Here is a 12,742-nt window from a genome sequence, read left to right as displayed (position 1 = left end):
TGGAAATGATAGAAGTTCGTCATTTGAGTAAAAAAATAAAAAGTACGTACGTATTAAAAGATATTTGTTATCAATTTGAAGAAGGAAAAATTTACGGGTTGTTCGGTAAAAATGGCTCTGGGAAGACGATGTTATTGCGTGCTTTGGCAGGCTTAATTGTTCCGACTGAGGGGGATGTCGTGATAGATGGGAAAGTGCTACATCGGGACATGTCGTTCCCACCTAGTATAGGAATCATTATAGAAAATATGGAGCTCCTACCTCAATACGATGCATATACAAATCTTTATATTTTGTCGAAAGTTAAAAAAATTGCTTCAGAAGGAGAGATTAGAAAAGCTCTTCATCGAGTGGGGTTAGATCCGTTTCTAAAAACGAAAGTAAAAAAATATTCATTAGGAATGAAGCAACGCTTAAATATTGCCCAAGCTATCTTTGAAAGACCTGATATTATTTTGTTGGACGAGCCCACAAATGCAATTGATGAAGAAGGGGTGGAACTCGTTCAGCAAATTCTCTTAGAAGAGAAAAAAAGAGGAGCGACTATTATTTTTGCAAGCCATATAAAAGAAGATTTACAGCATTTATGTGATGTTTCGGTAAAAATGAGCGAGGGGAAGCTTCTTTTATGAATAAGGGAAAACTTGCAATATTTTTTAGCATTATTTTCATTTGTATCGCTGTTTTTGCCTTACGATATACAAATATTTTCGACAATCGTCAACCAAAGAACATTGTTATACAATCGGGAGATTATGTGGTTGGAAAAAACATTCGTGAGGGAACATATGATGTGATTGTTTTACATGGAGAGGTAAAATTTATGCAGATGAAAATGAGAGAGGGAGATCGCTGGTTGGCAGTTCAGCTGCGACGAGGAGAGCACGTATATGTAGAAGGGAAGGGAAAAGTTCGTCTTAAGCCTTCACGCTTTGAAAAAATAGAGAGAGGAAGAAATGATATTTATCAAATTAACCATTCCGGTTTTTATCTTGTAGGAAAGCAAATTCCAGAAGGAACATATATCATTACTTATACGAGTCACGATATAAAGGGCAAACCGTTCGTTCAGCTTTTATCGTCAAATCGCGATGTGATTCATACGTACGATTTTCAAAATAGTAGGGATAAGTATTATAAAGTAGTTTGTGAAAAAGGACAGATTCTTGAAGTACACAAAAATTTATTTGCAGAGTCGAAACATGTGGTTGTCATTCTTAAGAAAAATGAATAGATAGCATGTGCTAGCGATGATGATGTTAGATAAAATCGAGTAAGTAGAAAATAGCTCTTTCCTGAGGAACTTCTGTAGAATTTCTGTAGAATGAATGTTCGATCCAATATTCGAAAGGGGAATTTCTATGCAAGTGAATTTTCATTTTATTACAGACCGAAGGGTTTAAGCTTCCTTTTTAAACGAGAAGATGGAGTGACAAAAGCATTCTGTGCTGCACAAGCAGCTATGACTTAAATTTCTCCCTATTTTTGCAATAGGCGGTGAGTTAGCGGAATACATCGGGAGTATTCGTTCTTATCGTGTTTGTGGAAGGTGGTTTATATGTCCTTTCAATCTTTTAAGAGTCAGTGGCGTGCTCATCCATTTACAACTGCCTTTGCAGTTTTAGGATTGGTCATATCGCTATTGATGATTTCAATCGGTATTTCTAGTATAAATTATTCCCATTTACTTCAAAGACAGCTTGAACAGTATGTTCCGCCACATGCAACAAAATTAATGGTGACATTTCCACATGAGCCAACATGGAATGATCTTTTTCGGTTGTTTGACAACATAGATCAGGAAACAGGGATTATATTGGAAGGGGTGACTCTTTTACATGATGGCATGCCTATCATGGTAGCTCCGGAACATGTAAAGGAGTCTGTTGAACCTCGTCTACCTATAAAAGAAGGACGCTATTTTACCGAGAAAGAAATGAAAAGTGGAGAAAAAGTAGCCCTTATAGGATCCGAATGGGAAAAAGATACAACGATCATTGGGAATGAGCGCTATATTGTCTTATCTGGTGAGCGATACAAGTGTATTGGGATCATTGGGATAATGGGGGAAAATTCGAGATTATTGGATTCACAAGTTCTTATCCCAATGAAGTCATTACCGCCGAGTGTTATTAGTAAATTATTAAGTCAGCAGCAAATCACGCTGACACTCTATAATACGAAAAAAGATACATACAAGGATGAAACATCCATTCGTATGCAAGCAGAGAAGCTATTTCCACAAGCAAGCATTGACTCTTTTCCATACGAAGCACAGTTATCGTTTCGAATTGATATTGGTGATCGTCTAATGCTTATCGTTCTTGTTTACTTACTTTCTTTAGTTAATGTTGTGAATTTATCGTTTTATTGGGTACAAGAGAGAATATATGAAATTGGAATAAGGAAAGCGTTCGGATATACGAATCGTGACATCGTTTTTATGCTTTTTAGTGAAATGGTTGTATTATGTAGTATTGCAATCGTTTTTGGGTATGGTGTGCAATGGCTATTTCAGCATATATTTGAAAAATGGGTAGGATTCCCATTGCGCATTTCTTTGGTGCACTTTTCAGCAGCCATTGGATTTGTTTTTTGTTCGTCACTGATTGCAATTATCGTTCCAGCTGTCCGTGTTTTTCGTGTGCAACCGATTCATGTCATACATAAAAAGTAGAAATTGAGGAGATATAAAAAATGAAGTATATGCTACTCAATTTAAAAAGCATGTGGCAAAGAAAATGGAGCATAGTATTAATGGTTGTTCAGCTCATCGTATCATTTTGGGTCGTCAATCATGCGCTGATCACAATGGAAACCATTCGTTATCAACAAAAACAGCTATTTTCTGTTACAAATATGAAAGCAAAAACGACCGTTCGATTGTTTATTCCAGACGGTGACGATAGCCAATGGTTTGCAGAGAGATTTCGCAAGCTTGAAAAATTTATAAAAACGATACCGAATGTAAAAGGATACGGATCTTTTGAAGAAACGACGATTAGCCCACAAAACTTTGCAAATAAAACAAGATACGTGCGAAAAAATGAACAACTGTATGCAAATACTCGTATGGAATCATATACAGATCGTACAAAAATGATATATTTCGACTATGACATATATCGTCTGTTTTCAAAGTTTCAATTACTGAAAGGAAGAAAACTAAATAAAAAGGACTTTGAGAAAACAAATAAAGATGTAATTCCAATTTTAATAGGATATGGTTATCACAATGTATTTCACATTGGCGATCGATTTCAAGCTCTAGCTGGATTAGGAGAAAATGCATTTTTTGTTACATACGAAGTCGTTGGAATATTGGATCAAGGAGAGAAATGGTTATCATCCAATGATTATCTTATTGATTACGCGAATGAGTTAGATTGTTTTTTTATTGCTCCATATTTTCCTGAGGAAAGAGATGGAAGACCGATGGATGTTGCCGTGCGGCTAAACAACCTTTTCTTGCAAATATCTAATAAGAAAGATCTTTCACGTGTCGAGAAAAAGATCGAACAGAAGGGAAGAGCGCTCGGTATTTATCCGACGTTAAAAACCATTTCCGATGAGATAAAAGAATATGAAAATAATACAAAACAAAGCGCCCGATTTACTTTTATGATTGGTTTGTTTTTCATTATTGTGACACTCATTGGGGTCATTTCTGTGACGACATCTTCTATTCAAGCACGTAAGTATGATATTGGTGTCATGATGGTGACTGGGGCAAGCAAACGTGATATCGGGCGAATCGTTGTGATGGAATTGTTTTTACTTGTGATGATCTCTGCCATGATCGGTGTTGCACTGAGCTATTGGACAGAACGGCAAAATACATTTTTTGAATATAACATTCGTTTACAAGCGTTTACTTGGTCGTTGTACGTAAAAATTATGGTTGTTTCATGCTTTATAGTTTTGCTATCTTCATTTATTCCGCTTTGGAACGTAAATAAATTAGCATTGCGCAATTTGGTGGAAGGGAGGGAATAAATAGATGCTCATTGAATTACAAAATGTAACAAAAGTATATGGTAAAGATGAATATGCCACAAAAGCGCTAAGTCAGGTAAGTCTACAAATTGAGCGTGGAGAGTTTATTGCGATTATGGGACCTTCTGGATCGGGGAAATCGACTTTATTAAATATTATCGGGTGTATGGATGTCCCGACAGAAGGAGTATATCAACTTGAAGGGGAAGATGTAACGAAATTAAATGACAAACAACTAAGCGATATTCGCAATAAAAAGGTTAGTTTTATTTTTCAACACTTTGCATTAATGACAAACTTTACTGTATTTGAAAACGTTGAACTCCCGTTATTGAAACGAAACATGTCAAAAAAGGAGCGACGAGAAAAAGTTGAATATTATTTAAATAAGCTTGGCATTTTTCACTTGCGACAGAAGAATGTTTCTAAATTATCGGGAGGACAAAAACAACGAGTTGCCATTGCAAGGGCAATGGTAGCGGAAACGAACATCGTTTTAGCTGACGAACCAACAGGGTCGCTTGATCGTCAAAACGGCGAGAAAGTAATGGAGCTCCTTCAACAGATGAACGAAGAGGGGAAATGTATCATTGTCATTACACATGATGAAAAAATAGCCTCTTATGCTCATCGCATGATTTATCTTAGTGATGGATGCATTCAGCTAGATAAGGGAAAGGAGTAGTGTGAATGAGCAAAAAGTTGTTGCTTCTGTTCGGCAGTCTTACGTTTATTGTTTTGTTAGGTATATTGTATTATACATTCATGTACAAAGAAACATTTGAATCATCCGCCGAAGGATTATTTTTGCCTGAACAGTATGAAGAAAAATATCGTGTTTTCGAAGCTACCATTGAGGTGAATAAAATAAAGTACGAAAAGTTGCATATTGACCATCGCATTGACCTCAAAGGCGGTAGTTTGGCGTATGAGTTGTACGATCCAAAAGGAAATATCATCGATCGAGGAGAAGTCACGGCTACGCAACCGTTAAATAAGCAATTGAATATGACGCCACAAAAAGGAGTATGGAGGGCGAAATATTACACAAACAAAGATACAGATGGGAAATATATACTATTATTAAAAAGCATTGAATGAGACGATCGCGCTTCGATGGTTGTTGTTCTTTCAATAGAAATATATTTGTTTAATAAACATGTATGGGAGGTGCCTGTAAGAAACCTCCTTTTTTATTTTTAAAAAATTTTATAGATAAAACTTTTTACATATGTAGATTGTCTTTAATTATAGAAGATGATGCGCATCGTCGAGTAAAAAGATTGGAGGAAGCTATAGTACTATGACGTGTGAAAATAATGAGCAACATATCATTGATTTTATTATGCAAAATCAAGAGCGGTGTTATAGACTTGCATACAGCTACGTACAAAACGAGCAAGATGCGCTTGACGTTGTACACGATTCAATAGTGAAAGCTCTTCGCTATTCAAAGACATTAAAAGATATCGGATCGCTAAAGACGTGGTTTTATAAAATTGTCGTTCATACATCACTCGATTACTTAAAAAAAAGAAAGAAAATGTATGTTTATGGTTTTAAAGTAGAAAAATGGTATTTGGTAGACTATTCCGCTTCTCTATGCGTCACGGAAGCGATATCTATGTTATCACCTATCGAACAAACAATCATCAAGCTACGATTTTTTGAAGATATGAGAATTGAAGATATTTCTGAAATTCTCGACATGAACAAAAGTACTGTAAAAACAAAACTGTATGCGGCTTTAAGAAAAATGAAAGGAAAGGTGAGTGAATCATATGAAACGGATAAATGATTGGAAAAATGAGTATGAGCGTATTTCGATTTCTCCACTATTGAATGAAACTGTAAATAAAGCTGTTTTGCTTCATCACAAAAAGCACTCAAGAAAAAAGGTTGCTAAAATGTTTTTTTTATCAGCAGCAGCAATTGTTTTTTCATTTGTGGGAGCTGTCAACGCATCGCCTTCTATGGCAAAAGCAATGGTTAGAGAAATGCCCATATTAAGAGATATTATTAAGGTAGTGACTTTCTATTCTATCCATTTCGAAAGTGATGATGAAAAATACGCTGTGCATATGAGTACACCACATATCGAAGGACTAGAAAACGAAAAGTTGTCAAATTTTTTGAATGAGAAGTACATATTGGAGAATAAACGATTATATGATCAGTTTATGAAAGAAATCGATGAAATAAGAAGGAGCAGTACACAAGTCAATCGGTCTCTTGATATGGGATATGAGATAAAAACAGATGATGATGGAATTTTATCTATTGCTAGATATGTAACTGAAGTGGCTGCTTCTGCGTCTACTAAGATGCGTTTCGATACCGTTGATAAAAGAAGAGAGATTTTAATTACTCTTCCTAGTTTATTCAAAAATGATGAATATGTGAATGTTATTAGCAGATATATTAAAAAGAAGATGATGGTAGGTATGAAGGAAGATGAAAATAAAGTATACTGGATTGATCAATTTACAAATATAGATCCGAATCAATCGTTTTATATCAACAAAGACCGCAAGCTTGTCATCGTATTTGATGAGTATACAATCGCTCCGGGATATATGGGTGTGCTAGAGTTTGTTGTCCCGACAGAGCTACTAAAGCACTTGCTGGTTAGCAACGAATATATCCACTAATGGAAGTGGTTTAGAGAGGTGTCCCTTCTTTTTGTTTATGGTACACTAATAGAGGAAAGCGAGGGACAGATCATGAAGCAAGCGAAGACGAACGCTGTGCGCATGCTTGATCGCGCACGTGTGCCATATGAACTGTTCACTTATGACTATACAGATGGACAAATTGATGGAATATCGGTTGCGAAAAAAATTGGGCAACGTGAAGAAATGGTATATAAAACGCTTGTGACAAAAGGGGCGAGCGGACAACTTTACGTATTCGTCATCCCTGTCGCAGCGGAGTTGCATGTAAAAAAAGCAGCGGCTGTTGTTGGAGAAAAAAGTGTGCATATGTTGCCTGTGGCAGATATTGAAAAAATGACAGGGTATGTGCGTGGCGGTTGTTCGCCAATTGGAATGAAAAAGATGTATGACACGTATGTTGACGAATCCGCTCTTGCGCACGAGCAAATCATTGTGAGCGCAGGGAAAATTGGCATGCAGATGAAACTTTCTGTTCGAGATTTATTAAAGCTGACAAATGGAAAAACCGCACATGTCATCAAAGAGTAGAAAGGAGAATTTTCGCATGCGAATGATCAAAGAGGAAGAACGACACATCGAAGAAGGACTGTTAGATGATGACAATCGGTTGCTTGCGGAAATGATTTTGCCAAGCCGCTTAAAGCGCATGTATGATGTGCTAAGTGCACGAACAAGGTATATTACCATTTTGACGGAAGCGGTAGACGACCCGCACAATCAGGCAGCGGTATTACGTTCGGCGGAGGCATTTGGCATTCAAGACGTTCATGTCGTCACCGGAGCGGCTCCGTTTGAGCCGAATAAATGGGTGACGCGACATGCGGACAAATGGTTAACAGTGCATAAACATTCATCGATTGAACGGGCGATTCGCCATCTCCAACAAAACGGCTACCAAGTATATGCAAGCTATCTCGGGGAAGGAACGATTCCGCTTGAACAAATTGACGTATCGAAACCGACGGTGCTTTTGTTTGGAAATGAGCATCGTGGGGTATCAGAAGAAGCGCTTGCTTTAGCGGACGGAAAGTTTATCATTCCGATGAACGGATTCGTGCAAAGTTTTAATATTTCTGTCGCGGCAGCGATTTCCCTTTATGAAATCACGAAGCGAGCGAAACAAGCGGCAGGGGAGCGGTATCATTTATCGCTAGCAGAAAAGAAAGAAATATACGAACATTGGATGAAGCTTTCGCTTAGCCCACGGCTAAGAAAAATGGTGGAAAGTAAAATGGGAGGACGCAATGATTGAAGCGGTGATTTTTGATTTAGATGGCGTCATTGCTGATACCGTTGAGCTATATTATATCGCGACAAAACGTGTCGCGGATGAAATTGGTGTACCGTTTGATCGACAGCTCAATCAAAAGCTACAAGGCATGAGCAGACAGGCGATGGTTGAGGCGCTTCTCGGTGAAAAGGCGCATGAATGGTCGGAGGAAGAGAAGCGAGCTCTTGGTGACCTTCGCGGTCAATATTATCGCGAGTTGATCGAGCAATTGTCGCCAAGTGACGTGTTGCCGGGAATGATGGAGCTTCTTTGCGACATTCAGCGCAACGGTGTTCCGATGGCTCTTGCATCGTCAAGCTCAAACGCACATGTCGTTGTCGAACGGCTCAACGTGCGCTCTTTTTTCGATGTCATTGTTGATGTCAAAACGATTACGCGCATGAAGCCAGATCCGGAAATTTTTTTAACAGCTGCGAGACAGCTTCGTGTCGACCCATCCCATTGTGTCGCTATTGAAGACGGGGAAGCGGGAATGAAAGCGATCAAACAGGCAAATATGTTTTCAGTCGGCATCGGAGTGCATTTAGCCTCACTGTCTCCCGATTGGCTCGTTCAACGGACAACACAATTGACATGGGACGAGTTAAAAAAGCGATTTATGCAAAAAGCTGGTCAATGACGACCAGCTTATTTTGCACCTAATATTTCCTTAGCCTTTTCGACAAGTTCTTCTGATGGCGTCGGGATGCCTTCAAGTGGATATGTGAGTCCAAGTGCTTTCCATTTGTATACACCGAGTTGATGATACGGAAGAACTTCAATTTTTTCGACGTTGTGCAACGTACGAATGAAGTTAGCTAAGCGATGTAAATCTTCTTCATCGTCTGTGACGGTTGGAACGAGCACATGGCGAATCCAGACAGGTACGTTTCGTTCTGATAATAGACGTGCAAACGCTAAAATATGTTCATTCGTTTTTCCTGTTAGTTTACGATGTTTTTTTTCATCAATATGTTTTAAATCAAGCAAAATTAAATCTGTGTATTGAAGCAATTCATTTAACTTTTGTTGAAATGACGGTTCCGTCGTATAACATCCGCCAGACGAATCAATCGTTGTATGAATGCCAAGCTGTTTACAACGGCGAAATAGCTCAATTAAAAAATCGATTTGTAAAAGCGGTTCTCCGCCACTGACCGTTATTCCGCCGCCAGATGCTTGCATAAAAGGCAAGTACGTCTGGGCATCAGCAATTATTTCATCAACAGACATTTGTTTTCCTTTGCCAATCTCCCACGTATCTGCGTTGTGACAATATTGGCAGCGCAACAAACAGCCTTGAGTAAAAATGACGTAACGAATGCCGGGGCCATCCACCGTTCCGCACGATTCGATTGAATGAATAAATCCGTTCATGTTGTTTCCTCCTAGGTAGAAAGCTCCCACGATGCGTGGGAGCTTCCATTACATTGTTTCATGGAACGTCCGATTAATGACGTCAATTTGTTGTTCACGTGTTAATTTAATAAAGTTGACCGCATAACCTGATACGCGAATAGTCAATTGCGGATATTTTTCAGGATGTTCCATCGCGTCAAGTAATGTGTCGCGGTTAAAGACGTTGACGTTTAAGTGATGACCGCGTTTTTGCGCATAGCCATCTAAAATCGCCACAAGGTTTTGAATGCGTGTCGTTTCATCTTTACCGAGCGCTTTTGGTACGATCGAGAACGTGTTTGAAATGCCGTCTAATGCATATTCATACGGTAATTTTGCGACAGAGCTTAACGATGCAAGCGCTCCTTTTGTATCGCGACCGTGTAATGGATTCGCACCAGGTGCGAACGGTTCACCAGCGCGACGACCATCTGGTGTATTTCCTGTCTTTTTACCGTATACAACGTTTGATGTGATCGTTAAGATGGATGTCGTATGTTTCGAGTCGCGGTACGTTTTATGTTTGCGCAATTTTGTCATAAAGCGTTCAACAATATCGACCGCAATCGCATCAACGCGATCATCGTTATTGCCATATTTCGGGAAGTCGCCTTCAATTTCAAAGTCGACAGCTAAGCCATTTTCATCACGAATCGTTTTTACTTTCGCATATTTAATCGCACTTAATGAGTCAGCGACAACGGACAACCCAGCGATACCAGTTGCCATCGTGCGCAAAATGTGCGTATCGTGAAGCGCCATTTCGATTCGTTCATAACAATATTTATCATGCATGTAATGGATGACGTTTAATGTATTAATATACAATTCTGCTAGCCATTCCATGACGTTGTCAAATTTGCGCATCACTTCATCGTAGTCTAAGTATTCAGATGTGATTGGCGCAAATTCTGGGCCGATTTGCACTTTTAATTTTTCATCCACCCCGCCGTTAATCGCATATAATAATGCTTTTGCAAGGTTTGCACGCGCGCCGAAAAATTGCATTTGCTTGCCGATTCGCATCGCGGATACGCAGCATGCGATACCGTAGTCATCACCGAACTCAGGCCGCATTAAATCGTCATTTTCATATTGAATGGAGCTTGTTTGAATCGACATTTTCGCGCAATATTTCTTAAACGCTTCTGGCAACTGTGTTGACCAAAGCACCGTTAAGTTTGGTTCTGGCGCTGGTCCTAAGTTATCGAGTGTATGCAAGAAGCGGAATGAGTTTTTCGTCACAAGCGGACGACCATCAATCGCGACACCGCCAATGGATTCTGTGACCCATGTTGGGTCGCCGCTAAATAACTCGTTGTATTCTGGCGTTCTTGCAAATTTGACGAGACGCAATTTCATGACGAAATGGTCAACAAGTTCTTGCGCTTCGCGTTCTGTTAATGTCCCTTCTTGCAAGTCGCGTTCAATATAAATATCTAAAAATGTAGAGACGCGACCTAAGCTCATGGCTGCACCGTTTTGTTCTTTAATCGCCGCAAGGTAAGCGAAATATAGCCATTGGAACGCTTCGTGTGCATTGCGCGCTGGTTTAGAAATATCGTAGCCGTAACTTGCAGCCATTTCTTTTAATTCTTGAAGGGCGCGAATTTGTTCAGCTAATTCTTCACGAAGACGAATGATGTCTTCACTCATTGTACGCGCACCTGTGTTGCGTAAATCTTTTTTCTTCTCTTCAATTAAGCGATCAACACCGTATAAGGCCACGCGACGATAGTCACCGATAATGCGACCGCGTCCATATGCGTCAGGAAGTCCTGTAATGATTCCTGCTTTGCGCGCCGCTTTCATTTCGTCCGTATATACGTCAAATACACCTTGGTTATGCGTTTTACGATATTGAGTGAAAATTTTCTTTACTTCATCGCTTACTTGGTAGCCGTACGCTTCGCATGCTTGCTCGGCCATGCGAATACCGCCAAATGGCATAAGCGCCCGTTTAAACGGTTCGTCTGTTTGGAAACCGACGACTTTTTCAAGTTCTTTATTCAAATAGCCAGGTCCGTGCGACGTAATGGTCGATACGATTTCCGTATCCATGTTGAGAACGCCGCCTTTTTCGCGTTCTAGTTTCGAAAGTTCCATCACTTGTTCCCAAAGTTTTTTCGTCGCTTCCGTCGGACCTTGTAAAAACGATTCATCCCCTGTGTAAACGGTTACGTTATTTAAAATAAAATCGCGAACGTCAATTTCTTTTTTCCATTTATCACCTTTAAACGTTCTCCAAGCGTCCATTAACGCTTCATGTACAGTCAGTAGCGCCATTATAATCTCCTCCCATTCATTCAGGAATAATAAAAATATCCCCTATATAAAGAATACTACTTTTTAACAAGGTGAGGAGCATAAAGGATTGAAGAATTTGTGAAAAGTTGATCAAAAACATTTTTTAAAATAAAGATTTTTCCGAAAATTATTTTTATAAAATTTGTTGCATAAAAACAAAAAAGCTGATAATATGTGAAACATGAGGAGCATAACATGTTTATACACAAGCATTTATTATTTTACAGCAAATAGTAAGGGGGAATAACAATGGTGAAAAAAGGAATGGTTGCAACGCTTGTCTTTATGCTTATGTTTGCGCTTGTTGGATGTGGTAGTTCGACAGAAAAAACGGCGACAACAGAAAAGAAAATTACTGTCGTCACAGATGCGGCGTTTGCCCCATTTGAATACATGGATAAAGGGGAAATTGTCGGTTTTGATGTCGATTTATTAAAAGCTGTCATGAAAGAAGCTGGACTAGAATATGAATTAAAAAACATCGGCTGGGATCCATTGTTTGCGGCTATTCAAGGGAAAACAGCGGATATGGCCGTTTCAGGAATTACAATTAACGATGATCGGAAACAAACGTATGACTTTTCTATTCCGTACTTTGAATCGACACATATGATTCTTGTTAAAGAAGGAAGTTCGATTAAAAGCGCGAAAGATTTACAAGGAAAAGTTGTCGGTGTCCAAAACGGTACAACTGGACAAGAAGCGGTTGAGAAGATTTTAGGAAAAGAGAATAAAAATATTAAAAAGTTTGAGAATACGGTCGTTGCGATTATGGACTTATTAAACGGTGGTGTGGAAGCCGTTGTCACAGATAATGCCGTCGCCAACGAATACGTAAAAAATAATCCAGATGCTAAAATTGTAGCGTTCGAAGACCCAGAACATTTTGAATCTGAATTTTACGGCTTTATGTTCCCGAAAGGAAGCGAGTTAAAACAAAAAGTAGACGAAGCGTTGAAAAAAGTCATCGAAAATGGCACGTACACAGAAATTTACAAAAAATGGTTTGGTACAGAACCGAATATTGAATCATTACAACAACAGCAATAACGTTGATGTAAAAATTGCGTAACTTTAGACAGTTACGCAATTTTTA

General features: G+C 38.9%; 14 protein-coding genes. 12 read left to right on the top strand and 2 right to left on the bottom strand.

The window, feature by feature from the left end:
- Positions 1 to 5 precede the first annotated feature (5 nt).
- The 11 genes from AFK25_RS14310 to pgmB all read left to right on the top strand — a co-directional run bounded on the left by AFK25_RS14310 (position 6) and on the right by pgmB (position 8,581).
- Positions 6 to 632, top strand: a complete 627-nt coding sequence (locus AFK25_RS14310; RefSeq protein ID WP_035064345.1) for an ABC transporter ATP-binding protein — start codon at positions 6 to 8, stop codon at positions 630 to 632.
- Positions 629 to 1,234 carry a hypothetical protein gene (locus AFK25_RS14305; RefSeq protein ID WP_035064347.1) on the top strand — a complete coding sequence of 202 codons (606 nt, stop codon included), beginning with the start codon at positions 629 to 631 and terminating at the stop codon, positions 1,232 to 1,234. Before AFK25_RS14310 ends, AFK25_RS14305 begins: the two co-directional genes overlap by 4 nt.
- Before the next feature lie 324 nt (positions 1,235 to 1,558).
- Entirely contained in the window at positions 1,559 to 2,677 is a 1,119-nt protein-coding gene (locus AFK25_RS14300) for an ABC transporter permease (protein WP_035064349.1), read from the top strand.
- Between the two features lie 20 nt (positions 2,678 to 2,697).
- A complete protein-coding gene (locus AFK25_RS14295) occupies positions 2,698 to 3,996 on the top strand; it encodes an ABC transporter permease (RefSeq protein WP_035064352.1) in 1,299 nt (432 codons plus the stop codon).
- A 4-nt stretch (positions 3,997 to 4,000) separates the two neighbouring features.
- A complete protein-coding gene (locus tag AFK25_RS14290) occupies positions 4,001 to 4,681 on the top strand; it encodes an ABC transporter ATP-binding protein (protein ID WP_035064353.1) in 681 nt (226 codons plus the stop codon).
- Positions 4,682 to 4,686: 5 nt separating this feature from the next.
- Positions 4,687 to 5,097, top strand: coding sequence for a hypothetical protein (locus AFK25_RS14285; RefSeq protein WP_035064355.1), 411 nt, complete (start codon positions 4,687 to 4,689; stop codon positions 5,095 to 5,097).
- Between the two features lie 202 nt (positions 5,098 to 5,299).
- On the top strand, positions 5,300 to 5,794 hold the full coding sequence (locus AFK25_RS14280; RefSeq protein WP_035064358.1) for an RNA polymerase sigma factor: 495 nt from the start codon (positions 5,300 to 5,302) through the stop codon (positions 5,792 to 5,794).
- Positions 5,778 to 6,647, top strand: a complete 870-nt coding sequence (rsiV, locus tag AFK25_RS14275) for an anti-sigma-V factor RsiV (RefSeq protein WP_035064361.1) — start codon at positions 5,778 to 5,780, stop codon at positions 6,645 to 6,647. The genes AFK25_RS14280 and rsiV overlap by 17 nt, the downstream gene beginning before the upstream one ends.
- 72 nt (positions 6,648 to 6,719) lie before the next feature.
- Complete coding sequence (gene ybaK, locus AFK25_RS14270) at positions 6,720 to 7,199, top strand: Cys-tRNA(Pro) deacylase (RefSeq protein WP_035064362.1); 480 nt, start codon at positions 6,720 to 6,722, stop codon at positions 7,197 to 7,199.
- A gap of 16 nt (positions 7,200 to 7,215) precedes the next feature.
- The gene (locus AFK25_RS14265) at positions 7,216 to 7,923 is read left to right on the top strand and encodes a TrmH family RNA methyltransferase (RefSeq protein WP_081957648.1); all 708 of its coding nucleotides are present in this window, start codon (positions 7,216 to 7,218) and stop codon (positions 7,921 to 7,923) included.
- Positions 7,916 to 8,581 carry a beta-phosphoglucomutase gene (gene pgmB / locus AFK25_RS14260; RefSeq protein WP_035064365.1) on the top strand — a complete coding sequence of 222 codons (666 nt, stop codon included), beginning with the start codon at positions 7,916 to 7,918 and terminating at the stop codon, positions 8,579 to 8,581. Before AFK25_RS14265 ends, pgmB begins: the two co-directional genes overlap by 8 nt.
- An 8-nt stretch (positions 8,582 to 8,589) precedes the next feature.
- On the opposite strand, the gene pflA is transcribed toward pgmB, so the two are convergent.
- Both pflA and pflB read right to left on the bottom strand, forming a co-directional pair.
- Positions 8,590 to 9,318 carry a pyruvate formate-lyase-activating protein gene (gene pflA / locus AFK25_RS14255; RefSeq protein WP_035064369.1) on the bottom strand — a complete coding sequence of 243 codons (729 nt, stop codon included), beginning with the start codon at positions 9,316 to 9,318 and terminating at the stop codon, positions 8,590 to 8,592.
- A gap of 48 nt (positions 9,319 to 9,366) precedes the next feature.
- Positions 9,367 to 11,595, bottom strand: coding sequence for a formate C-acetyltransferase (gene pflB, locus AFK25_RS14250; RefSeq protein ID WP_420806295.1), 2,229 nt, complete (start codon positions 11,593 to 11,595; stop codon positions 9,367 to 9,369).
- Between the two features lie 300 nt (positions 11,596 to 11,895).
- Here pflB and AFK25_RS14245 point away from each other — a divergent pair, with 300 nt between their 5' ends.
- Positions 11,896 to 12,696: a basic amino acid ABC transporter substrate-binding protein gene (locus tag AFK25_RS14245; protein WP_035064374.1), complete on the top strand. Its 801-nt coding sequence runs from the start codon at positions 11,896 to 11,898 to the stop codon at positions 12,694 to 12,696.
- Positions 12,697 to 12,742: the final 46 nt, after the last annotated feature.

This window comes from Anoxybacillus gonensis (genome assembly GCF_001187595.1).
GTDB classification, from domain to species: domain Bacteria; phylum Bacillota; class Bacilli; order Bacillales; family Anoxybacillaceae; genus Anoxybacillus; species Anoxybacillus gonensis.
This window is presented reverse-complemented; position numbering and strand designations above follow the sequence as displayed.

What these genes read in the sequence shown, in the direction of transcription:
- pgmB (WP_035064365.1), top strand. Translation starts at nt 7,916, where the DNA reads ATGATTGAAGCGGTGATTTTTGATTTAGATGGCGTCATTGCTGATACC.
- AFK25_RS14280 (WP_035064358.1), top strand. Translation starts at nt 5,300, where the DNA reads ATGACGTGTGAAAATAATGAGCAACATATCATTGATTTTATTATGCAA.
- ybaK (WP_035064362.1), top strand. Translation starts at nt 6,720, where the DNA reads ATGAAGCAAGCGAAGACGAACGCTGTGCGCATGCTTGATCGCGCACGT.
- rsiV (WP_035064361.1), top strand. Translation starts at nt 5,778, where the DNA reads ATGAAACGGATAAATGATTGGAAAAATGAGTATGAGCGTATTTCGATT.
- AFK25_RS14245 (WP_035064374.1), top strand. Translation starts at nt 11,896, where the DNA reads ATGGTGAAAAAAGGAATGGTTGCAACGCTTGTCTTTATGCTTATGTTT.
- AFK25_RS14290 (WP_035064353.1), top strand. Translation starts at nt 4,001, where the DNA reads ATGCTCATTGAATTACAAAATGTAACAAAAGTATATGGTAAAGATGAA.
- pflB (WP_420806295.1), bottom strand. Translation starts at nt 11,595, where the DNA reads ATGGACGCTTGGAGAACGTTTAAAGGTGATAAATGGAAAAAAGAAATT.
- AFK25_RS14295 (WP_035064352.1), top strand. Translation starts at nt 2,698, where the DNA reads ATGAAGTATATGCTACTCAATTTAAAAAGCATGTGGCAAAGAAAATGG.
- AFK25_RS14310 (WP_035064345.1), top strand. Translation starts at nt 6, where the DNA reads ATGATAGAAGTTCGTCATTTGAGTAAAAAAATAAAAAGTACGTACGTA.
- pflA (WP_035064369.1), bottom strand. Translation starts at nt 9,318, where the DNA reads ATGAACGGATTTATTCATTCAATCGAATCGTGCGGAACGGTGGATGGC.
- AFK25_RS14300 (WP_035064349.1), top strand. Translation starts at nt 1,559, where the DNA reads ATGTCCTTTCAATCTTTTAAGAGTCAGTGGCGTGCTCATCCATTTACA.
- AFK25_RS14285 (WP_035064355.1), top strand. Translation starts at nt 4,687, where the DNA reads ATGAGCAAAAAGTTGTTGCTTCTGTTCGGCAGTCTTACGTTTATTGTT.
- AFK25_RS14265 (WP_081957648.1), top strand. Translation starts at nt 7,216, where the DNA reads ATGCGAATGATCAAAGAGGAAGAACGACACATCGAAGAAGGACTGTTA.
- AFK25_RS14305 (WP_035064347.1), top strand. Translation starts at nt 629, where the DNA reads ATGAATAAGGGAAAACTTGCAATATTTTTTAGCATTATTTTCATTTGT.